At 51.2% G+C, this 21911-nt stretch carries 20 protein-coding genes, 1 pseudogene and 1 riboswitch; of the genes and pseudogenes, 5 read left to right on the forward strand and 16 right to left on the reverse strand.

The window, feature by feature from the left end:
• Positions 1–20: 20 nt before the first annotated feature.
• From recN to CBW42_RS11415, 6 genes are read right to left on the reverse strand one after another with little or no spacing between them, the layout of a single operon-like run.
• On the reverse strand, positions 21–1706 hold the full coding sequence (gene recN / locus CBW42_RS11390; RefSeq protein ID WP_087021559.1) for a DNA repair protein RecN: 1686 nt from the start codon (positions 1704–1706) through the stop codon (positions 21–23).
• A 23-nt stretch (positions 1707–1729) separates the two neighbouring features.
• Entirely contained in the window at positions 1730–2182 is a 453-nt protein-coding gene (gene argR / locus CBW42_RS11395) for an arginine repressor (protein WP_087021562.1), read from the reverse strand.
• Between the two features lie 19 nt (positions 2183–2201).
• A complete protein-coding gene (locus tag CBW42_RS11400; protein WP_165761158.1) occupies positions 2202–3095 on the reverse strand; it encodes an NAD(+)/NADH kinase in 894 nt (297 codons plus the stop codon).
• Positions 3085–3891 (reverse strand): TlyA family RNA methyltransferase, encoded by an 807-nt coding sequence (locus tag CBW42_RS11405; RefSeq protein WP_087021567.1) that lies wholly within the window; start codon positions 3889–3891, stop codon positions 3085–3087. Before CBW42_RS11405 ends, CBW42_RS11400 begins: the two co-directional genes overlap by 11 nt.
• Entirely contained in the window at positions 3860–5764 is a 1905-nt protein-coding gene (gene dxs, locus CBW42_RS11410) for a 1-deoxy-D-xylulose-5-phosphate synthase (RefSeq protein ID WP_087021570.1), read from the reverse strand. The genes CBW42_RS11405 and dxs overlap by 32 nt, the downstream gene beginning before the upstream one ends.
• Before the next feature lie 37 nt (positions 5765–5801).
• Positions 5802–6380 carry a hypothetical protein gene (locus CBW42_RS11415; protein WP_242969865.1) on the reverse strand — a complete coding sequence of 193 codons (579 nt, stop codon included), beginning with the start codon at positions 6378–6380 and terminating at the stop codon, positions 5802–5804.
• A gap of 317 nt (positions 6381–6697) precedes the next feature.
• A riboswitch (cobalamin riboswitch) is annotated at positions 6698–6899 on the forward strand.
• A 192-nt stretch (positions 6900–7091) separates the two neighbouring features.
• Between CBW42_RS11415 and CBW42_RS11420 the strand changes: the two genes are divergently transcribed.
• The 5 genes from CBW42_RS11420 to CBW42_RS11440 all read left to right on the forward strand — a co-directional run bounded on the left by CBW42_RS11420 (position 7092) and on the right by CBW42_RS11440 (position 12396).
• Entirely contained in the window at positions 7092–8102 is a 1011-nt protein-coding gene (locus CBW42_RS11420; protein ID WP_087021573.1) for a sirohydrochlorin cobaltochelatase, read from the forward strand.
• 69 nt (positions 8103–8171) lie between these two features.
• On the forward strand, positions 8172–9071 hold the full coding sequence (locus CBW42_RS11425; protein WP_087021576.1) for a hypothetical protein: 900 nt from the start codon (positions 8172–8174) through the stop codon (positions 9069–9071).
• A 131-nt stretch (positions 9072–9202) separates the two neighbouring features.
• A complete protein-coding gene (locus CBW42_RS11430) occupies positions 9203–10228 on the forward strand; it encodes an ABC transporter substrate-binding protein (protein WP_242969866.1) in 1026 nt (341 codons plus the stop codon).
• 13 nt (positions 10229–10241) lie between these two features.
• Positions 10242–11261: a FecCD family ABC transporter permease gene (locus CBW42_RS11435; RefSeq protein ID WP_087021582.1), complete on the forward strand. Its 1020-nt coding sequence runs from the start codon at positions 10242–10244 to the stop codon at positions 11259–11261.
• 7 nt (positions 11262–11268) lie between these two features.
• Positions 11269–12396: an ABC transporter ATP-binding protein gene (locus CBW42_RS11440; RefSeq protein WP_087021585.1), complete on the forward strand. Its 1128-nt coding sequence runs from the start codon at positions 11269–11271 to the stop codon at positions 12394–12396.
• Between the two features lie 110 nt (positions 12397–12506).
• Here the strand turns inward: CBW42_RS11440 and CBW42_RS11445 are convergent, their stop codons facing one another.
• The 10 genes and pseudogenes from CBW42_RS11445 to CBW42_RS11485 form a co-directional block, all read right to left on the reverse strand.
• Positions 12507–13787 (reverse strand): amidohydrolase family protein, encoded by a 1281-nt coding sequence (locus CBW42_RS11445; protein ID WP_087021587.1) that lies wholly within the window; start codon positions 13785–13787, stop codon positions 12507–12509.
• A 105-nt stretch (positions 13788–13892) separates the two neighbouring features.
• On the reverse strand, positions 13893–14666 hold the full coding sequence (gene udp, locus CBW42_RS11450) for a uridine phosphorylase (RefSeq protein WP_407922970.1): 774 nt from the start codon (positions 14664–14666) through the stop codon (positions 13893–13895).
• 60 nt (positions 14667–14726) lie between these two features.
• Positions 14727–15209: a sodium/proton-translocating pyrophosphatase gene (locus tag CBW42_RS11455; RefSeq protein WP_242969867.1), complete on the reverse strand. Its 483-nt coding sequence runs from the start codon at positions 15207–15209 to the stop codon at positions 14727–14729.
• Between the two features lie 29 nt (positions 15210–15238).
• Complete coding sequence (locus CBW42_RS11460; RefSeq protein ID WP_087021599.1) at positions 15239–15454, reverse strand: sodium/proton-translocating pyrophosphatase; 216 nt, start codon at positions 15452–15454, stop codon at positions 15239–15241.
• A gap of 429 nt (positions 15455–15883) precedes the next feature.
• On the reverse strand, positions 15884–16762 hold the full coding sequence (locus CBW42_RS11465; protein WP_087021601.1) for an aldose epimerase family protein: 879 nt from the start codon (positions 16760–16762) through the stop codon (positions 15884–15886).
• Complete coding sequence (locus CBW42_RS11470; RefSeq protein ID WP_087021604.1) at positions 16759–17019, reverse strand: hypothetical protein; 261 nt, start codon at positions 17017–17019, stop codon at positions 16759–16761. Before CBW42_RS11470 ends, CBW42_RS11465 begins: the two co-directional genes overlap by 4 nt.
• Before the next feature lie 97 nt (positions 17020–17116).
• Complete coding sequence (locus CBW42_RS11475; protein WP_242969872.1) at positions 17117–18589, reverse strand: L-fucose/L-arabinose isomerase family protein; 1473 nt, start codon at positions 18587–18589, stop codon at positions 17117–17119.
• A gap of 63 nt (positions 18590–18652) precedes the next feature.
• Positions 18653–19078 (reverse strand): annotated as a pseudogene (locus CBW42_RS15030) (ABC transporter permease subunit); the annotation flags it as partial.
• Positions 19079–19096: 18 nt separating this feature from the next.
• A complete protein-coding gene (locus CBW42_RS11480) occupies positions 19097–20614 on the reverse strand; it encodes a sugar ABC transporter ATP-binding protein (protein ID WP_087021607.1) in 1518 nt (505 codons plus the stop codon).
• Between the two features lie 130 nt (positions 20615–20744).
• Complete coding sequence (locus CBW42_RS11485; protein WP_087021610.1) at positions 20745–21890, reverse strand: substrate-binding domain-containing protein; 1146 nt, start codon at positions 21888–21890, stop codon at positions 20745–20747.
• Positions 21891–21911: the final 21 nt, after the last annotated feature.

Here is a 21911-nt window from a genome sequence, read left to right on the forward strand (position 1 = left end):
CCGAAAGACAGGCCAATTGCTCACATTGTCTTGCTTTTCGCCGCGCGCGTGAGAAGCTCCTCCGCATTGCGCAGAGAAAGCTCAGTAATCGCGTCACCGGAAATCATGCGCGCCAGTTCCTGCGCGCGCGCTTCCCCTTCCAGTGGGCGCACATCGGTATAGGTGCGCTCATCCGAAACCGATTTCTGGATGAGCAGGTGATGGTCGCCCATTGCTGCCAGCTGCGGCAGGTGCGTAACGCACAGTGTCTGCTTACTGCGGGAGATTTCTCCGAGCTTAACAGCGATTTTCTGTGCCGCCCGTCCGCTCACACCAGTGTCAATTTCGTCAAAGATAAGTGTACCCACATCTTCCGACTGCGTCAACACATTTTTTATCGCAAGCATGATGCGAGACAATTCGCCGCCGGATGCAATCCGGCTGAGCGGCTTAACCGGTTCGCCTGGATTGGTGGAAATCAGGAAGCGGACCTCGTCCGCACCGCGTGGGTTGAGCTTGGTCTGCGGAGACACGGAGATGGACAGGCGCACCTTGGCCATGTCCAAGTCTTCGAGCTGTTCAATGATTTTTGCTTCCAGCTCAATGGCTGCGTCGCGCCGCAGGCGCGACAGCTCTCCAGCAATTTCGCGCGCTGCTGACAGTGTTTCGCGGTATTCCGTGACAAGCTGCTCCTTGCGGTCGTCCGCATTCTCCAGCTCCTCCAACTCAGAAGCCGCGCTGTCACAGTAAGCCAGAACTTCCTCAACCGTCGCACCATATTTTCGGCGCAGACGGTAAATGACATCCAGCCGTTCCTCTACTGCGTCGCGTTCCTGCTCAGAAAAATCGACGCGCGAAGCCAGATCAGACACCGTTTCACGCAGATCCTCCGCGAGATAGCGCAGCTCTTCGGCTTTTTTCGCCGCGTTGTTCAGCTCCGTCGACAGGGTTGAGATATCCGTCAACTCTTCCGAAGTCTGTGCGAGCAGGTCGCATGCGCCATCGGTATCCTCATCGCCGGCGAGCATCATAGACGCATTTTGCAGCGCATATGCCAGCTTTCCGGCGTTGTCAAAAAACTGCCTGCGCTCGTTCAGCTCCTCTTCCTCGCCCGGCTTGAGATTCGCCGCGGCGATTTCATCAAACTGATAGCGCAGCATATCAATGCGTTGGGCGCGCTGCTGCTCGCTTTTTTCCAGCTCACGGATTTTGCTTCGCAGTGAAAACAGGCGCGTATACAGCGGGCGGTATTGCTCCAGCAGCGGCTCGGTATCGCAGAAGCTGTCGAGAAAATCGATATGATATTCCTCCTGCATCAGCTTCTGACCGTCGTGCTGGCCGTGGATATTGATCAAATACGGGCTGATTGTCTTGAGTACAGACGCAGGCACTGGCCGCATATTGACGCGGCACACGCTTCTGCCCTCCGCAGACAGCTCGCGCTGAATGCGGACAGTACCGTCCTCACCGGTGTCCAGACCCAGCTCCTGGAGCTGTTTTTCCAGCTCCGGGGAGACCTGTTCAAACACCGCGCTGACAAAGCCTTTCTTTTCGCCGTTTCGGATCAGCTCACGGCTCGTGCGCTGTCCCATAATTGCGCCAATGGAATCGATGATAATCGATTTGCCCGCGCCGGTCTCACCGGTCAGGACGGTAAAGCCCGGCTGAAGGACAATATCCGCCTGCTCAATGACAGCGATATTTTCAATATGAAGCAGGCTTAACATGTCTGTTCTCCTTTAAATTCTATTTATTTCAGCATATTTTTGGTATCTTCACAAAAATCAAGCGCGCTTTCGTTGTCGCGCATGACAATAAATACTGTGTCATCGCCACTGATCGTGCCGACAACCTTCGGCACGCGCATCGCGTCAATCGCCATGGCTGCCGCAGATGCGAGCGCCGGAAGCGTCTTAATGACGACGATATTCTGTGCGGCATCCACACCTGTGACGCACTCGCGGAAAATATTTTGCAGTCTGCTGACAAAGCTGTTCTCTGCCTCCTGTGTTGACGTCGCATAGCGGTATTTGCCGGACGGAGATAGAATTTTAATCAGGCGCAGATCCTTGATATCACGGGAAACTGTCGCCTGTGTTGTGTCATATCCGAGATCGCGCAGGCGCATGGACAGCTCTTCCTGCGTTTCAATTTCATTGTGCTCAATGAGCTCGAGAATTTTTGCCTGGCGCTGGAATTTCATAAAATGTCCTTTCTCCCGCTCAATTGCGGCCAATCGTCAGTTTTTCATTCAGCAGAGAATAAAAGCTGTTGCCCTTTACACGGAGCAGCCGGGTGCAAAACGGTGCTTTGCGCACAAAAACATGGTCGCCATCCGTCAGTTCAAAACCCCTTCGCCCGTCACTGGATACAAAAATGGTCGCATCATTAAAGAAACGCGGCTGTATACAGATTTCACGGTGCGGGGAAAACAGATACGACCGCGGCTGTACACCGTGCGGACAAATCGGGACGACGGAAATATTCTCCGCAGACGGTTCGATGACCGGGCCGCCTGCCGCAAGCGAATAGGCCGTGCTGCCAGTCGGTGTGGAAATAATGACGCCGTCTCCGTGCAGCGAACAGACCGGCTCACGGTCACACAGAATATCCAGCAGGCTGATGCGGAAAATCGAGCCGGTCTTGATAATCGCCTCGTTGAGCGCCATCGTGCGGTATACAATTTCTTCTCCGCGCAGAACCTCGACATCCAGCATCATGCGTTCGTCAATGGTGTATTCTCCGTTGAATACGCGTCCGATGAGGCGCAGTTCCGGAAATTCCAGCTCACTCATAAAGCCGACATGTCCGAGATTGACGCCAAGAATCGGCACATGGTACGGTGCCGCCTGCTGTGCCATGGCGAGAATCGTGCCGTCACCACCAAGTACAACGATAAAGTCCGCCTCAATCATTGCCTTTTGCACCGAATACACAAGAAACCCGTCTGGCTTAATGCCGATTGTCAGTGCAAGATCGGTCAGAATGACCTGTGCTCCGAATTCGCGGATGACCTCCGCGGCCTGTCGGACGGCGAACGCCATACCCTTTTTTCCTGTATTGGGCCAAAGCAGCACCTTTCGGATCGTGCCGCATTTTTTCTGCTTATTCGTCATGCTTTGCAAGTGCTCCATGTGCTTCGGCAACCAGCGAAGCCGGGTCAAGTTCCCCGTCTTCGCCGTCCTTGCCGAGATAGCCGAGAAATTCGATGTTGCCCTCCGGGCCTTTGATGGGCGAGAAGGTCAGCTGATAGACGTGAAAGCCTGCCTCGTGTGCATTTTCGATAAACGTCTCGAGCACCTCCTGATGAATTTCCGGCTCACGCACGACTCCCTTTTTGCCGACCTTGCCTTTACCCGCTTCAAACTGCGGCTTAATCAGGCAGGCGATACGACCATGCTCGTTCAGCAGATTTGCCACAACCGGCAAAACCAGCCGCAGCGAGATAAACGAAACATCTATAACCGCAAGCTCCGGCACCTCTCCGTCCAGCATTTCCGGCGTCACATGCCGGATGTTGGTGCGCTCCATGCACACGACGCGTGGATCCTGCCGCAGCTTCCAGGCGAGCTGACCATAGCCGACATCAATGGAAAAAACCTTCCGTGCGCCGCGGGTCAGCAGACAATCGGTAAATCCGCCGGTCGATGCGCCGATATCCATAACACACAGGCCGGACGGGTCAATTTCAAAATAATTGAGTGCTTTTTCAATTTTCAGGCCGCCCCGGCTGACAAACGAGTTTGTCTTTCCGCGGATTTCGATCTCGGCATCCTCTGGGATACTCATGCCTGCCTTGTCCGCTTTCTGGTTGTTGACATAGACAATCCCGCTCATAATAATGGCTTTTGCCCGCTCGCGGGATGGCACCATGCCCTTCTCAAACAGAAGGACGTCCAGTCTCTTTTTCATGTTGCATGGCCTCCAGACATGTCGCGGCAATCCCGTTGCCGTCCAGGTGGTAATATTCATAAATCCGGCTTACGGCGCCCTGTGGGGCAAAGGTATCACCGGTGTTGCATAATCGGATCCAGCGCGTCGCAATACCACTCCGCGCCAGTGTTTCTGCCAGCGCCTGTCCCATGCCGCCCGCATGGACAACATCCTCGACAACGGCAACACGGCCGCAGTCTGCAATGCGCTGAAGCAGTCCCGCAGAAAAATCAGCTGTTAAGTCGTTCAACTTTACAACAGCAGAAATCACGTTATTTTTGTTCAAAATCTCAGCTGCTTCGAGCGTTTGGTTAATCATCGTGCCGTATGACACCAGCACAATATCTGTTCCCTCACGCAGGCAGGCATCCGGGCCTTCGCTGTGATCCTCCGTATATGCCCCCTCGCCGCCGCGCGGATAACGCAGCGCGATCGGGCCGGACAGATGCGCCACAGCACTGCGCAGCATACTGCGCAGCTCAGCAAAGCTCGCCGGTGCAAGCAATGTCATGCCGGGAATCTGACGGAGAAAGCCAACATCAAATACGCCGTTGTGCGTCGCGCCGTCCTCTCCAACGATACCTGCACGGTCAATGGCCAGCACCAACGGAATATGGTCGATCGCAACGTCGTGAATGAGCTGGTCATAGGAACGCTGCAAAAATGTCGAATACAGCGCGCAGACCGGGCGCATCCCCTGCTTTGCCATGCCAGCGGACATTGCTACGGCATGTTCTTCTGCTATGCCGACATCAAAAAAGCGGTCGGGATATCGCTTGGAAAACGCCGACAGTCCCGTGCCGGATGGCATTGCCGCCGTCACTGCACAAATTTTTGGATTCTCCTGCGCGAGCTTCACCAGTTCCGCCCCAAAGACCGCCGAAAAGTTCGGCGCGGATTTTTTCAGCGGCAGACCGGTTTCAACGTCAAATTTGGAGACACCGTGGTATTTCTCCGGCTTCTGCTCGGCATAGGAATATCCCTTGCCCTTGCGTGTCATCACATGGATGAGCACCGGCTTGTTCATTTCCCTCGCGGACTGGAACAGCTGGCACATCGCCAACACATCATGGCCGTCAACCGGCCCGAGATAGGTAAACCCCATTTCCTCAAACATTGGGCTGGGCAGCACGACGGATTTTACAGCACGCTTGGATCTGGAAATCAGATTCACTGCGCCTTCGCCGCCCGGAATGTGGCCGAGCGCCGTCTTGACATCCTTCTTCATCTGAAGATAATGGGGACGGACACGCAACCGGCTCAGATGCCGGCTCATTGCGCCGACATTTTTGTCAATCGACATATTGTTGTCGTTGAGCACGACGATCAACGGCTCCCCACTGCCGCCGGCAGAGTTGAGCGCCTCATATGCCATGCCGCCGGTCAGTGCGCCATCACCGATGACAGCGACAACAGAATAGTCTCTGTGCTGTAGTGTGCGGGCGTGCGCCATGCCCAGCGCAACCGATACAGAACCGGATGCATGTCCGGTGATGCAGGGGTCGTGCGGCGATTCCTCTGGCTTCAGAAAGCCGGACATACCGCCGAACTGGCGCAGCGCATCAAACCCCGCACGCCGTCCGGTCAACAATTTATGGGTATAGCACTGGTGGCCGACATCGAAAATCAGCCGGTCTTCCGCTGTGTCAAAACAGCGGTGCAATGCAACAGTAAGCTCGACAACGCCCAGATTGGACGCAAGATGCCCTCCTGTTTGGGAGACATGCTCGAGCAGGAACTGCCGGATTTCCGCGCACAGCTCATCCAGATTCTCCTTCGACATCGTTTTGATCGCTGAGCAGAGATCTTCGCGGTCCAGCAGACCGTACCGTATATGATTTTGATTTTCCATTATCCCTGAATCCAATCCATATCAGGCAAATGCCTGCTTATTTTTTCCACGAAAAAAAGGCCAGCAGGCGGCCGACGAGAAAAACAATATCCTCACTGCGTGAAATACCCAATGTTTTTCCGACTGCCTTGCCGCCAATTGTCAGCGAAGCGACACAGCCTGTGATCGCAAGCGAAAGCAGAACCGACCGCAGGTCTGCCGCGTTATTCGTCAGATGTGTAATAATGACTGCGCTCGTTGCGCCCGAAATAATGCCGGAAATATCGCCAACAACGTCATTGCAGAAGCTGCCGACCTTTTCCGCATTGCGTACGATCCAAATCGCCTGCTTCGCGCCCGGCACCTTCCGCGCCGCCATCGAGTGAAAACGCTTTTCCGACGAGGCCGTGGACGCCACGCCGATGATGTCAAAGATGATGCCGAAGCCGATGAATGCGAGCAGAATGACAAATGCCACAATATTGCCCACATTCTCCAGCGCACGCTGCGAAAGATACGACATGGTGACCGACATAAAGAAGCTGACCACACTGATGGTCACAATCCATCGGACATTCACGCCGCCACTCTGTTTGTTTTTTGTTTTTTTCTTCGGTTTGCCGGAATCACTGTCCAAGTGACCTGACCTCCATTTATCGTTCAATTTTGTTGCCCTCCTGAGAAAGAAGAGGCAATCTTAACGGCTTTCGGGCACATTAAGATGTTTATATCATACCATAAACAAAAATTTTGTCAACCGACCATTCCCCGCTCCCCATGAAGCCCGGCATCCGTCCCGTCGCCCTGTTCCCGCGCACATGGCGAAGTGTGGAAAAGCAATCAATTTGCGATTCCATCCGCGCACCCCGGCAAGACACACATTGCATTCCGTGTCCCTCCATGTTATAATACACACTATAATCGTCTGGGGCAGTTCCGGACGTGAACCAAAACAATTGAATCAAAATAATCGGTGCCTCTGGTTTTGTGCCAGAGGGTAAAAGGGAAACAGGTGTAAATCCTGTGCGATCTCGTCACTGTAATGGGAAAGGATAAAGCAAATGTGCTTCGGCACAGCCACTGACAACATTGTTGGGAAGGCTGCTTTGTACGATGATCCCTGAGTCAGGAAACCTGCCGGTTATTTGGTACAGGAATGGTATATTCCAGATCACGAGGTATTGATCGTACCGTTTTGCCGCTGCATATGGCAGTGGTTTAATCGTATTGCTCTTTACCTGGCTTAAGGGAAAGAGCTTTTTCTTTTCTCCCGCCGGTAGAGGGGTATGTAGTTTCTGTACTTTTATTGTATCCAATTGTTTGGAAACTTTAAAAGGAGGGTCATAGAATGAAGAAATTGACCGCTTTACTGCTTACCCTTTCGGTAACAATCACAATGCTGCTGGCCGGATGCTCCTCGTCCAGCTCGGGCAGCACAGCCGACACCGGCTCGGCAAATGCTTCTGCTGATACCGGTTCTGCTGCTACCGCAGTCAGTGAAGAAGATGAGGAGAACTACAATACCGGTGATGCTTCGCTGGACAATGTCCGCAATCAGGATGACATCGGTGAAAACGAGCTTCTTGTCCTCAGCTTCGGCACCAGCTTCAACGACAGCCGTCGCCTGACCATCGGTGCAATCGAGAATGATCTGGAAGCAGCTTTCCCGGATTATTCTGTCAGAAGAGGCTTTACCGCAAACATTGTTATCAACCATGTTCAAAGGCGCGATGGCATCCTGATTGACGATGTTGATGCGGCACTGAACCGCGCCGTGGATAACGGTGTCAAAAACCTGGTCGTACAGCCTACCCATCTGATGGACGGTCTGGAATATCAGGAGCTGGTGGACAAGGTCGCTGAATATTCGGATGCATTTGACAAGGTTGCATTTGGCAAGCCGCTCCTGACGAGTGATGACGACTTTGCAAGAGTAGAAAAGGCAATCACAGAATGGACGAAGGAGTATGACGACGGCGAAACCGCAATCTGCTTTATGGGTCACGGCACAGAAGCGGAATCCAATCAGGTCTATCAGAAGATGCAGGACAAGCTGACGGCCGATGGCTATAAGAATTACTTTGTCGGCACTGTCGAAGCAACGCCTTCTCTGGACGATGTACTGGCAGCTGTAAAAGCAGGCAATTACAAGCGTGTTGTATTGCAGCCGCTGATGGTCGTAGCCGGCGATCATGCCAACAACGATATGGCAGGCGATGAAGAGGGTTCGTGGAAAACCATATTTGAAGACGCAGGCTATGAGGTTGAATGCGTGCTTCACGGTCTGGGCGAAAACGAGGAAATCCGTCAGATTTACATCGACCATGCACAGGAGGCCATTGATTCTCTGAATCAGTAAGTCGAAATCACAATCGTATGGGACGGTTCGGAGCATTTCGAGCCGTCCCTTTTGAAAGGTAAGAACAAAATGAAAAAGAAATTTCTTTCTGTTATGGCTGCACTGACACTGGTGCTGTCCCTTCTGTCCGGCTGTGGCGCAGATTCCAGTGCTGACACCTCCGGCTCTGCCGATACAGGCTCTGCCAGCAGCCAGGTTGCCTCCGCATCGGAAATGGTAAAACCGGAGCAGGTTGTGGAGGACGATATGGAGCCTGTTCCCGGCAGCGATGTAAAAGACGGCGTATATCAGGTCACAGTGGACTCCAGCTCCTCTATGTTCAATATCACCAGCTGTGAGTTAACTGTCCAGAACGGCAACATGACTGCTGTCATGACGATGGGAGGCACCGGTTACCTGTATGTCTTCATGGGCACCGGAGAAGAAGCCGCACAGGCGCAGCAAAGCAGCTATATCCCCTTTGAGGAAAACGAAAAAGGAGAACACACCTTCACCGTTCCGGTAGAAGCACTGGATGCGGGCATTGACTGTGCAGCATTCAGCAAAAACAAGGAAAAGTGGTATGACCGGACACTGGTCTTCCGTGCAGACTCCCTCCCTGCCGATGCCCTTTCCAACAACGCGATAACGACACCGGAAAGCCTGAATCTGGAAGACGGCACCTATTCGATTGATGTCTCGCTGGAAGGCGGCTCTGGCCGTGCAAGCGTGGAATCTCCGGCAACACTGACCGTCGCAGATGGAAATGTGACGGCTAAAATCATCTGGAGCAGTGCCAATTATGATTATATGAAAGTGGATGGAACTCAATTCAATTGTCTGAATACAGAAGGCAATTCTACGTTCGAGATTCCTGTGACCGGATTTGATTACAAGATGCCGGTTTCCGCAGATACGACCGCCATGAGCACGCCGCATGAAATCGAATACACGCTGTACTTCGATTCCTCAACCCTTCAGAAAAAATGATGCAGCATAGAAAACAGCGGCGGTTGGCAGCTGTTCTGCTTTTCTTTTTCTGTCTTCCTCTCCTGTCCGGCTGCGGCTCCGCAGCATCGGATTCTGCAAATAACCGGGCAGACCGGAAGCCCACTGGCAGCATGCACTTGGAATATGCCAGCCAGTTTCAGGTGGAGTATTATGCCGGCGGCTATTCCCTCATTACCATCGGAGATTCCGACCGGTATCTGCTCGTTCCGGAGAATGGAACAGTTCCCGACGGTGTGGACAGCGACATTACTATCCTGCAACAGCCGCTGGAAAACCTGTACGTAGCGGCATCCTCTGCCATGGATCTGTTCAGCGGATTGCAGTCGTTAGACAGCGTCCGTATGACGAGTACCAAGCTGGCAGACTGGTGCCTGCCCGAAGTTCAACAGGCAATCCAGCAGGAGAAAATTCTGTATGTTGGAAAATACAATACACCGGACTATGAAACCGTGTTATCGGAAAACTGTGGGCTGGCAATTGAATCCACCATGATTTATCACAACCCGGAAACCCAGGAACAGCTGGAAAGTCTGGGCATTCCGGTCATGGTGGAGCGTTCGAGCTATGAATCCCACCCATTGGGACGCATGGAATGGATCAAGTTGTATGGCCTGCTTCTCGGCAAAGTCGACGAAGCGGAGGCATTTTTCGATGAAAAAGTTTCCCAACTGGACAATATCCTGACCGGTGACAGTACTGGTAAAACCGTAGCATTCTTTTATATCAGCTCCAGTGGATATGTCAATGTACGCAAGCCCGGAGATTATATTTCCAAAATGATCGAACTGGCGGGCGGAACCTATATTCTCTCCGCGGAGGATTTGAATGTGGACGAAAATGCGCTGTCCACGATGAATATGCAGATGGAGGCATTTTACGACGCTGCGCGCGATGCCGACTACCTTATTTATAACAGTACCATTGATGGGGAACTGGATACCATTGAGCAACTGCTGCAAAAGAGTGAACTGCTGGCGGATTTCAAAGCTGTTCAACAGCACAATGTATGGTGCACAGAACAGAATATGTTCCAGCAGACCACCGGAGCTGCTGATATGGTATCCGATTTGCATGCCATTCTTACCGGTGAGGCAGACGCTGTCGACCAACTTACTTTTTTACACCGTTTGAAGTGACAGGAGGTGCACAATGAAACAAACCCGTTGTCTGCGGTATCTGGCCGGATATATTGTACTGGCCGCGCTCCTGCTGCTTCTGTTTCTGTTGAACCTCAATGCGGGCAGCGTCCACTTGTCCGCCGGACAAGTGCTACACATTCTGTCGGGAGAACAGACAGACCATACGGCAATTATCTGGGAGATCCGCCTGCCCCGTATGCTGGCGGCAGCTATTTTGGGCGGTGCACTGTCTGTTTCCGGCTTTCTGTTGCAGACCTTTTTTGCCAATCCAATTGCAGGCCCGTTTGTTCTGGGTATTTCCTCCGGGGCCAAGCTCGTTGTTGCACTGGTCATGATTTTTGCTCTGGGACAAGGGATTGTCCTGAACTCAGCTGCATTGATTGTTGCCGCCTTTGTCGGTTCGATGATCTCGATGGGATTCATACTCCTGATTTCCAATCAGGTAAAGAAAATGTCCCTGCTGGTTATCAGCGGCGTGATGATCGGCTATATTTGTTCCGCCGTCACGGATTTTGTCGTTACCTTTGCCGATGATTCCAATATTGTCAATCTGCACAACTGGTCGATGGGCAGCTTTTCCGGCATGAACTGGAGCAATCTGCGGACAATGACAGTGGTCGTATTTATCTCCCTGCTTCTCACCTTCCTGCTTTCCAAACCGATGGGCGCATATCAGCTCGGAGAAATGTACGCGCAGAATATCGGGGTAAATATCCGACGGTTCCGTATCGAACTGATTCTGTTGTCCAGCATCCTGTCCGCCTGCGTCACGGCATTTGCCGGACCGATCTCCTTTGTCGGAATTGCTGTGCCCCATCTGGTAAAGAGCCTGTTCCGCACAGCAAAACCAATTCTGATTATTCCGGCGAGCTTTTTGGGCGGTGCCGTGTTCTGCCTGTTCTGTGACCTGCTTGCCCGAACGACGTTTGCGCCCACAGAGCTCAGCATCAGTTCAGTAACTGCCGTCTTCGGTGCTCCGATTGTCATCTGGATGATGCTGCACCGTGGCGGCAAAACGCAGAAGGGGTGACGGAAATATGAAAGAAGCCATTCTTCACACAAAGCAGCTGACTGTCGGATATAACAAAAAGCCACTGATTCACGGCATCGATATCTCCGTATGCCCGGGACAGATTCTGACACTGATCGGGCCGAATGGCGCCGGAAAATCCACAATTTTGAAAAGCATTACCCGCCAACTGGAACCGGTTGCGGGAACGGTGTGGATCGGAGACAAACCACTCCACCAGATAAAGGAGCAGGAACTCGCGCGAACGGTGTCAATCATGATGACCGGTTGGGTTGAGCCGGAGCTGATGCGGTGCGAGGAAGTCGTGGAATCCGGACGTTTTCCCTATACCGGACGTCTGGGTATTTTGTCAGACTACGACCACAAACAGGTTGCAGAAGCAATGGAACTGGTGCATGTGACCGAACTTGCCGACCGGAATTTCAATTGTATCAGCGACGGACAGCGGCAGCGTGTCATGCTGGCACGTGCAATCTGTCAGGAGCCGGATATTCTGGTGTTGGACGAACCGACCTCATTTCTGGATATCCGGCACAAGCTGGAGTTGCTTTCCATTTTAAAAGACCTGGTGCGGCAGAAAAATCTTGCTGTCATCCTGTCACTGCATGAACTGGATCTGGCACAAAAGATTTCCGATTTCGTCGTTTGCATCAAAGACGACCACATTGACCGCTATGGACCACCGGAAGATATCTTTACCGGTACCTATATCCGCGATCTGTATCGTGTAAACCGCGGCAGTTATAATGAATTTTATGGGTCTCTGGAGCTGGATGCACCGCAGGGAGAGCCAAAGGTTTTTGTCATCGGCGGCGGCGGTACAGGCATCCCCATTTACCGCAGGCTCCAGCGGCGTGGCATCCCGTTTGTAGCCGGTATCCTGCACACCAATGATCTGGATTATCCAATTGCGCAGGCACTGGCAGCACAAATCATCGAAGAGCAAGCATTTGAGCCAATCAGTGAAGCCACATTCCATCGGGCGGAAGAAAGTATACGCCAGTGCAGTACCGTTATCTGCTGTCTGGAACAGACCGGAACCATGAACCGCAGAAATGGGCAGCTGATGGAACTGGCCAAACAGCGCGGCTGCCTGCTGTCAGCTGCGGAATTTTGTGAACAGAATTGCATATAAAACCACGATCCATTCTCCATGGCGGAGAGTGGATCGTGGTTTTTCTCATTGTCGTGTATTTTTACCTGATATGTCATGCGCCGATAGAAAAAGGTCTGAAAGCGCATACTTCACAGAAAAATTTCTCTTCCACGCACATATTTTTTCACAACGTGACAGTGTGCAGATAAATGAATGATTCGTTCCAGCCTCTGATGAAGGGTCAGCTCCTGTGGATGTATCAATTCATGGTCATCTATCACAACAGCATCAAATTCATAGCCAGCTTCCAAGCTGCCGACCTTGCCAAAGAAACTGCCGCCTCCAATCGTACCCATATAGAAAGCCTCTTCCATCGTTAACGGTGGTGTCTGTTCCTCTATATAGCGCCAGCGCAATTTGGAAACTGCAATCGCATCCGACATCACTTTCAAAATGGATGACGATTCTCCGGCGGACAAATCGGTTGCCAGACCGATTTTCAGTCCGGCATCCAGGCAGTCCTTTGCCGGCGCAATTCCCGAAGAAAGATTTCTATTGGAAGATGGGCTGTGCGCAATCGTAACGCCGTTCTTTTTCATCAGTTCCATTTCAGCATCGGGACACCAGACACAATGTGCCATAATGGTTGGCGTGCTTCCAAAAAGGCCCCATTTGTCATAGGCATGTCCGTAGGTTTTTGCCCAGGGGCAAAGCTCTTTTACCCATGCCACCTCTGCCGGATTTTCCGACAAATGTGACTGCACCGGAAGCTGATATTGCTGTGCCATATGCCCCAGCTCCCGTAACAGTTCATCGGTACAGCTTGGAATAAACCGTGGAGTCAGCATAGGGCTTGTTCTGCTGTAACGCCCGTCAATCTGTCTCAGCCATGCTGTCGTGTCTGCAATCGAATCTGCTGTACGTTCCACAAGTTCCTTCGGACTGTTGCGATCCATATTCACTTTGCCGACATATGTGCACAATCCACTGCGCTCCAATTCGTCCATCAGCCAAACAGTAGCCGGAACATGAACTGTTGCGAAGATGCAGGCACGTGTTGTTGCTCCCTGCTTCAGTTCATGGACAAACATTCCATACGCGCGCCGGGCATATTCCAGATCTGCGAATTTTGTTTCCTCCGGAAAGGTATATGTGTTCAGCCAGTCCAGCAGCTGCAAATCCATTGCCATTCCGCGGTTGGCAAACTGTGGTGCATGAGTATGCAAATCTGTCAGTCCGGGAATGATTACACAATCGCCGCAATCATATACGTGGAGCTTGGAAAACTGCTCTGGCAGTTCACGAAATACACCGGCAGATCGTCCTTCTGCGCAGACCACATAACAGTTTTCACCACAATACACTTCCCGGGGATTGATACTGTAACAGATATTACCTTTTAATGCAAAACTGTCTTGTTGTAATGACACTGTAATTCGGCCTCCTCTTCCTATCCATACCCTGCCGTTGCTGTGGAAACGCTTTTACCAGCCTTGCCGGATGATTTCACTTTTATGCAGCTGGCGTCAAAATTGTTACTGTTTTTCCTGCCCGATCAGCTTTTTTATTGCCCTGACAGCTGTTCTCACTGCCAGATCCGTATCATGCACCTGATGGTTGCTGAGCCCGCGCTTCGCACGCTCCTGATTGGCAAGCACCAGCAAAACTGTACCGATCCGCACACGCAGGCAGCTTGCCACAACAAACAAGGCAGCAGACTCCATCTCAGAGGCAAGGCATCCGCAGCGAATCCATGCATCCCATTTGTTCATCAACTCATAGCCCACCGGTTTGGCTTCCGGTTCATGCTGACCGTAAAAGGAGTCCTTGCACTGAACCACACCAATATGATGCGTTGCATCCAACTCATTGGCAGCTTCTGCAAGCGCCTGAACGACGGTTACATCAGCAACTGCCGGAAACTCAATCGGCGCGTACTCTTTGCTTGTGCCTTCCATTCGGACTGCACCACTCGCAATGACCAAATCTCCACCCATGATTTCCGGCTGCATACCGCCACTCGTTCCGACACGGATAAAGGTATGCGCACCGCAATGCACCAGTTCCTCCAGTGCAATGGCTGCCGAGGGACCTCCGATCCCGGTAGAGGTCACACTTATCCGTGTCCCATTCCATTCACCCGTATACGTGACAAATTCACGGCTGTCAGCCTCCAAAACAGCATGATCGAAATAGGCTGCAATATTTTTACAACGCTTTGGATCACCGGTCAGGATCACATACTTCCCGACCTGCTCCGGCTTTAATCCGATATGATACTGATAACCGGCACCTTCTGTATAATCAATCATGGTATGTCCTCCTGCTAAACGTGTCCCAAAAAAGCAATTCAAATAAATCTACCTGTTTTACATGCTGCTGATCCAGCTCCATAGATTGTACTGGCTGAAGATTGATACGGTGACCAGAGAAATATTTGCCATAATTTTAATAAAGATATCGAGACACGGCCCGACGGTGTCTTTTAACGGACCACCTACGGTATCACCGACAACGGCTGCTTTATGAGCCTCAGAGCCCTTGCTGTGTCCCTCAATGGCACCTGTTTCAATATACTTTTTGGCATTGTCCCATGCGCCACCTGCATTTCCGGTAAAAATAGCCAGCATGATAGCACAAATTGTAGATCCAATCAATATACCGCCGACAAATTCCGGGCCAAATACAAAGCCACAAAGGACTGGAACGATAACCGCCAGCAGAGCCGGAATCTTCATCTCACCGATGGCACCTCTGGAAGAAATTTCAATACATGTTTTATAATCCGGCTTGGCCGTGCCAGCCAGAATGCCGGGCGTTTCGCGGAACTGGCGTCGCACCTCATCGACCATCTTGCGGGCAGCCTTGGCAACTGCTTCGATCAGGATACCGGAAAAAATAAATGGGAGGGCGCCACCGAAAATAAGATACGATATTCATAGTGAATAAACGCATTCGCACCCACGCGGATTGCAGACGCAATCTCAGACATCTGCTCCGTGCCTTCGTCCATTTTCTTTACGTCAAAGAAGTTGAACACGGCATACGCCAGAGAAAGAACCGACGCAAACAGGACAAGAATCAAAACACCATTCATACATAGCCCTCCTTAAAACAGCAGCGTACTGTTACAAAAAAATATCCTAAGAGCATTATATCATAGGGAGAAGATTTCATCCACTCATTTATAAAAGGTAGATTTTGATCCCCCTCATTCCTGGCAGTCCATGAAAGACGACCGGAGCATCACTTATAAAATGGAAAGAACCGATGCGCTCTACCTGCCTTACACCGATAAAAAAACAAAAAGTACATCGACTCTGGTATTTGATCGAGAAAGTGACGAATAACAGAGGCTGCACCGACTATGAAAGCAGCTGTCCGTATTGATTTATGCCCTTTTGTTTTTTATTTCTACACAGCGGTTCCACATGTTGTCGTTGTTCCAGTAATGTTTTATTTTTTGTTGCGGGGCCGCTGTGTAATGAACTTGTTTGTACGGAAGCAATACAGGAGCTATATAGAATCAGCCTTGAATGCTGAACCGGTAAATTGTAGTTTCATGATACTGTTCATTCCTCCGCAGAATCGCAGAGGGAAAATCAGGATGATTCGGGGAATCCGGGAAATGCTGGGTTTCCAGACAAAACGCGCCGCGCTTTGTATATACTGCGCCGTTTTTCGCTTTGCACAGTGCCGTATCTTCCTGCACAAAATTGGCATTGTAAATTGGCTTCGCAGTGCGAAAATCAAACGGCGTATGCGCTACCGGCCGCAGCTCTCCTGTCGGAATGCTGTCCGGCTTCACAACAGTGAATCGGGATGCGCCTATACACAGCATTTGCTCTGCGACAGAACCGGCACCATGACCATCCAGATTGAAATAGCTGTGATTGGTCAGGTTGATGACCGTATCTGCATCCGACACTGCCTGATAATCCAAAACCAGTTCGTTGTTTTCCGTCAGTGTATACGTGATTGCCAGCTCTACGTTACCTGGATAGCCTTCTTCCCCGTCTGGGCTTATTCTGCGGAATACAATACTGTTTTCCGTGGTCTCAGCCTGAAACATACTCGTGGGATAGACGCCGTGAAGATGATTTTTTCCTTCATTTGGATGCAGCAGATAGGTTTTTCCGTTCAAAGGGAACTGGCTTGCCGCAATGCGGTTGGCATACCGTCCGACAAATGCGCCATGGAACACACTTCCCTGCTCATAGCCTTCCAGCGTGTCATATCCCAGTACAACATCCACTGCGCTTCCATCCCGGTCCGGTATCACAATCGACTGAATGACACAGCCGTAATCCAGCGCACATACAGTCATACCATTCCGGTTGGTCAGCGTATATCGCGTAACAGGATCTCCTCCGCAGGTTGTTCCAAAAAAGTCTTTTGTAATCATACTTCCTCCTGTTCATCCGTCCCTTCCTCATCCTGTGCGCCGGGAATGTCATATTGTCCGGTCAGGATTCGTTTGACAGAATCGACAATCAGTATCACTGCTGCTATCAGGAATACTGCCATTGCGATGGTAAACGGAAGCGTTCCGAATTCATTCCGAAGCAGATAAACCAGATACAACAGATATCCACCGATCACGGTGCGCAGCAACAGATTCATCTGCGTCAGGGGATGTTTTCTGTGCTCTTTTTTCATCATTTCAATCACAATCCTTATGCAGCAGCTTTGGTATCTTTGTTTCCCATACCGCACTGGGCAGGTATGGGAAACAAAAAGGAAGTAAGGAAAGGGAACATCAGGAGAATGGATTTTCCGTCGGATACGGCAAGTTCTTTGGCTGATTGTATGCAATATCCTGTACGCCGAGATATTTCATCACTTCAAACAGCGCCTTGCCGACATGCGCGAAGGCAACTGCACCATGATGCGGATAACGCTTCTGAATAAGCACATGGCGGTAGAAACGGCCCATTTCCGGAATGGCAAAGATGCCGATTCCGCCGAAGGAGCGGGTCGGTACGTCAAGTACCTCGCCCTCTGCAATATACGAACGCAGGACGCCGTCGGAATCACACTGCAAACGATAGAACGTAATCGGGCTGGCAGCGATATCGCCCTCCAGCGTACCGCGGGTGAAATCCGGCTCTGAGCCTTCCGGCTCGAGAAGACGGTGCTGGATCAACTGGTATTTCACAGCACGGCTTGCGCACATCTTGCAGCTCGGCGTGTTGCCGCAATGGAATCCCATAAAGGTATCCGTCAGATCGCATGCATACTTGCCCTTGATATCTTCGTCATAGATGTACTTCGGTACTGAATTGTTGATATCCAGCAGCGTAACGGTATCACCCGATACACACATACCGATATACTCGGACAGCGCGCCATAGATATCTACCTCGCAAGAGACCGGAATTCCGCGGGAAACCAGACGGGAATTAACATAACATGGTTCAAAACCGAACTGGCTCGGGAATGCCGGCCAGCACTTGTCGGCAAATGCAACGTATTTCTTGCTGCCCTTGTGGTTTTCTGCCCAGTCGAGCAGCGTCAGCTCAAACTGTGCCATGCGGGCACTCAGTTCAGGATAATAGACCCCCTCGCCCATTTCCTTCGCCATATCCTCACAGACTGCCGGAATACGCAAATCGTCCGCATGCTCCTTGTACGAAACGAGCAGATCAAGTTCGGAATTTTCTTCTACTTCAACACCCAGCTCATACAGTCCCTTGATTGGTGCATTGCAGGCGAAGAAGTCCTGGGGGCGCGGGCCGAAGGTGATAATCTTCAGACTGGAAATGCCGATAATGGCGCGGGCAACCGGGACAAATTCCCGGATCATCTGTGCGACTTCCTCAGCTGTTCCCACCGGATATTCCGGGATATAACCCTTCAGATGCCGCATGCCCAGATTATATGAGCAGTTCAACATACCGCAATACGCATCGCCGCGTCCGTCAATCATATCGCCGTCGCCTTCGGCAGCTGCGACAAACATGCATGGACCGTCAAAGTTCTGTGCAATCTGTGTTTCCGGGGTCTCCGGACCGAAATTCCCCAGGAAGACAACCAGCGCATTGCAGCCGACTTTCTTTACATCTGCAACTGCCTTGAGCATATCCAACTCATTCTCTACGGTTACGGTACAATTATAAATTTCTTCGCCATATGCCTTTACAATGTTCTCGCGGCGCTGCGTGGAAAGTGCAATCGGAAAGCAGTCACGGGAAACTGCAATGATGCCCAGCTTTAGACCTGGAATCTTGATATATGCTGTAAAAATGTTCAGGAAGGTCTTATTCTGTACGGAAACTGTCTTGCTGTCCAGAACAAGGCGGCCAATACCGCGGAATATGAACATGCCGGCCAGTGTAGTGATGAACGGCGGAATGCGTACATAACCAATCCAGAAGCCCTGCCATACACCGGCAATCAGGCCGATCAGCAGGCAGATAACGATGGTCAGGATTGGATTCATACCCTTATTGGTAATCATAACGACTGCGACACCGCCGACCAGACAGATAACAGAGCCAACAGAAAGGTCAATGTTGCCGCCTGTCAGGATGCAGAGCAGCATGCCGCAAGCCATAACCAGAACATAGCCGTTTTGCAGCATCAGGTTGGACATATTCTGCGGATACAGCAGTCTTCCGTTTGTCAGGAAATAAAACAGGACAAAAACGACTGCAAGGGCAATGACCATTGAATACTTGGTCATAAACGCCACAAGATTAAACTTGGTTTCCTTTTTCATTTTGCACGCTCCTTTGCATTATTTTACGGTGGAACGGATGATATAGCTCATGATGCTCTCCTGTGTTGCAGTTTTCGCATCCAGTTCAGCCAGCATCTTGCCTTCGTTCATGACATAGATTCGATCACACATGCCCAGAAGTTCCGGCATCTCCGAGGAGATCATAATAACGGACTTTCCACTCGCCACCATTTTATTGACAAGACAGTAAATATTATATTTTGCGCCGACATCGATGCCTCGGGTTGGCTCATCCAGAATGAGCACATCCGGTTCGGTAAACATCCATTTGCCGAGCAGAGCCTTCTGTTGATTGCCGCCGGACAGATGGCTGACCTTTTGCTCAATGGACGGGGTCTTGGTTCCCATTGCCCGAGTCATATCCTCTGTGACCTGAACTTCCTTGTCCTTGTCAATCACGCCGCCGCTGCAAATCTTCTGCATGGCTGCCAGGGTCGTGTTAAACCGGATACTCTCATCCAGAACCAGACCGTTGACCTTTCGGTCCTCAGTCACATATGCCATATGATGTTCAATTGCGTCCTTGGGATTCTTCAGATGTACCTTTTTGCCGTTCAGATACAGCTCGCCGCTGATATTCTGTCCGTAGCTTCGTCCAAAGATGGACATTGCCAGCTCAGTACGTCCTGCGCCCTGTAGGCCGGAAAAGCCGACCACTTCTCCCTTATGTACCTTGAAGGAAATATGGTCGTCGACAATGCGCTCCGGATACAGCGGATGGTGCACGGTCCAATCCTTTACCTCCAGAAGAACCTCCGGATGGATGCACGGTTCGCGCTTCGGGTAACGGTCTTCCATAGCGCGGCCGACCATTCCCTTGATGATGCGCTCTTCGCTCAGTTCATCTACGCCCTTGACCAGCGTTTCGATGGTGGCGCCATCGCGGATGATCGTAACCTTGTCCGCACAATAGATGATCTCGTTGAGCTTGTGTGTGATAATAATCGAGGTGAGTCCCTCTTTTTTAAAGGCGATCAGCAGATCCAACAGCATCTTTGCGTCCTCATCGTTCAGTGAAGAGGTCGGCTCATCCAGGATCAGCAGCTTGACATTTTTGGAAAATGCCTTTGCAATTTCAACCAGTTGCTGCTTGCCGGTGCCGATGTCCTTGATGAGCGTCTGTGCCGATTCATACAGACCTACCTGCGCCATGTGTTTTTCTGCTTCATGATACGTTTTATCCCAGTCAATGAAACCTGATTTCGTCTTAATTTCATTGCCGAGGAACATATTTTCTCCAATTGTCAGCAGCGGGATCAAAGCCAGCTCCTGATGAATAATAACAATGCCCTTCGCTTCGCTGTCCTTCAGCGTTTTGAACTGGCACAGCTCCCCATTATAATAAATCTCACCCGTATAGGAATCTGCCGGATAAATACCGGACAAGACGTTCATCAGGATGGATTTGCCTGCGCCGTTCTCTCCAATCAGCGCATGAATTTCGCCACGTTTGACAACCAGATTGACATTATCCAGTGCCTTGACACCCGGAAATTCCTTTGTAATGGATTTCATTTCCAGAATGATGTCTGCCCAAACAGGTCTCCTCCTTCCTGTATCTCCATCGCCGCTTTTCGAGCCGGCAGACAGGGCATTGCCCCGTCTGCCGCAAGCTCAGAGGTGAATGATAATAACAAACGGTTTCTTACTGTGCTACAGACAGATACCCGTCGTCTCCCATGGTGTACAGACCCGTGTCGACCAGATCTTGCAAGTTGTCCTTGGTGATAACTGCCGGAACCAGAAGCAGGGAGTTGCAGTTATTTCCATCGGAGGTCTGGTAGGAGGTGGTATCATATACGCAGTCAAACTCCCAGCCAGCCTTATCGATGAAGTCCTGATCGATTGTCTTGTCATCCAGAATGCCGTTTACCAGATCCAGCGTGGCAATGCATTCATTGGATACGTTCTTATATACCGTCATAGTCTGCTTGCCGTCGACGATGTTCTTCAGGTTTGCTTCGTCACCGTCCTGCCCGGTGATGATGATATCGTTGTTGCCCTTGTAGTCGGACTCAATAGCCTGTGCAACGCCCAGTGCGGTGGAGTCATTGGAACACAGCCATACATTCAGCTGTGTACCGTCTGCGTAGTAGGAACCAAGAATATTCTGTGCGCGCTCCAGTGCGACGTCGGTGTTCCACTGCTCGGTAGCAACCGTGTTGAAATCCTTCTGGCCGGAAACAACATTCAGCTTGCCGGAATCAATGTACGGCTTCAGCGTATCAAATGCGCCATTGAAGAAATAGCCCGCATTGTTATCTGCCGGATCGCCCGCAGTAAATTCCATATTGTAGGTCTTGTCGGTGTTGTCCAGATCGAGCTTGTCAATGACAAACTGGCCCTGAAGGGTACCTACGGTGTAGTTGTCGAAGGATACGTAATAGGAAACCGCATCATTCTTAATCAGGCGGTCATAGGCAATGACCGGAACGCCTGCCTCTGCCGCTTCGTCCAACGCGGTGTTCAGCGCCTCGCCGTCAATCGCTGCGATGACCAGCAGATCGGCGCCATCAGCAAGCATATTCTGAATGTCATTGACCTGCTTACCGGAATCGTTGTCCGAGTAGGTCAGAATGGTGTCGTAGCCGGCATTCTGGAACTGCTCTTCCAGATATGCGCCGTCACGGTTCCATCTCTCCAACGACTGCGTCGGCATGGACAGGCCGATTTTTGCCTTGCCGTCTCCGCCGCTGCTGTCGCTGCCCGCTGAGCTTCCGCCTCCGCCACAGGCAGTCAGGCTGACCGCCATAACCGCTGCCATCAGCATAGCCATCAATCTCTTTTTCATAATGGATACCTCCATTTCCGC

This window comes from Butyricicoccus porcorum, assembly GCF_002157465.1.
In the GTDB taxonomy this organism is placed as follows: domain Bacteria; phylum Bacillota; class Clostridia; order Oscillospirales; family Butyricicoccaceae; genus Butyricicoccus_A; species Butyricicoccus_A porcorum.

Excerpts from the sequence above, each read along its gene's own strand:
- recN (WP_087021559.1), bottom strand. The coding sequence starts at position 1,706 with ATGTTAAGCCTGCTTCATATTGAAAATATCGCTGTCATTGAGCAGGCG.
- argR (WP_087021562.1), bottom strand. The coding sequence starts at position 2,182 with ATGAAATTCCAGCGCCAGGCAAAAATTCTCGAGCTCATTGAGCACAAT.
- CBW42_RS11400 (WP_165761158.1), bottom strand. The coding sequence starts at position 3,095 with ATGACGAATAAGCAGAAAAAATGCGGCACGATCCGAAAGGTGCTGCTT.
- CBW42_RS11405 (WP_087021567.1), bottom strand. The coding sequence starts at position 3,891 with ATGAAAAAGAGACTGGACGTCCTTCTGTTTGAGAAGGGCATGGTGCCA.
- dxs (WP_087021570.1), bottom strand. The coding sequence starts at position 5,764 with ATGGAAAATCAAAATCATATACGGTACGGTCTGCTGGACCGCGAAGAT.
- CBW42_RS11420 (WP_087021573.1), top strand. The coding sequence starts at position 7,092 with ATGAAGAAATTGACCGCTTTACTGCTTACCCTTTCGGTAACAATCACA.
- CBW42_RS11425 (WP_087021576.1), top strand. The coding sequence starts at position 8,172 with ATGAAAAAGAAATTTCTTTCTGTTATGGCTGCACTGACACTGGTGCTG.
- CBW42_RS11430 (WP_242969866.1), top strand. The coding sequence starts at position 9,203 with ATGCACTTGGAATATGCCAGCCAGTTTCAGGTGGAGTATTATGCCGGC.
- CBW42_RS11435 (WP_087021582.1), top strand. The coding sequence starts at position 10,242 with ATGAAACAAACCCGTTGTCTGCGGTATCTGGCCGGATATATTGTACTG.
- CBW42_RS11440 (WP_087021585.1), top strand. The coding sequence starts at position 11,269 with ATGAAAGAAGCCATTCTTCACACAAAGCAGCTGACTGTCGGATATAAC.
- CBW42_RS11455 (WP_242969867.1), bottom strand. The coding sequence starts at position 15,209 with ATGGTCGATGAGGTGCGACGCCAGTTCCGCGAAACGCCCGGCATTCTG.
- CBW42_RS11460 (WP_087021599.1), bottom strand. The coding sequence starts at position 15,454 with ATGAATGGTGTTTTGATTCTTGTCCTGTTTGCGTCGGTTCTTTCTCTG.
- CBW42_RS11465 (WP_087021601.1), bottom strand. The coding sequence starts at position 16,762 with ATGATTACAAAAGACTTTTTTGGAACAACCTGCGGAGGAGATCCTGTT.
- CBW42_RS11470 (WP_087021604.1), bottom strand. The coding sequence starts at position 17,019 with ATGATGAAAAAAGAGCACAGAAAACATCCCCTGACGCAGATGAATCTG.
- CBW42_RS11480 (WP_087021607.1), bottom strand. The coding sequence starts at position 20,614 with ATGAAATCCATTACAAAGGAATTTCCGGGTGTCAAGGCACTGGATAAT.
- CBW42_RS11485 (WP_087021610.1), bottom strand. The coding sequence starts at position 21,890 with ATGAAAAAGAGATTGATGGCTATGCTGATGGCAGCGGTTATGGCGGTC.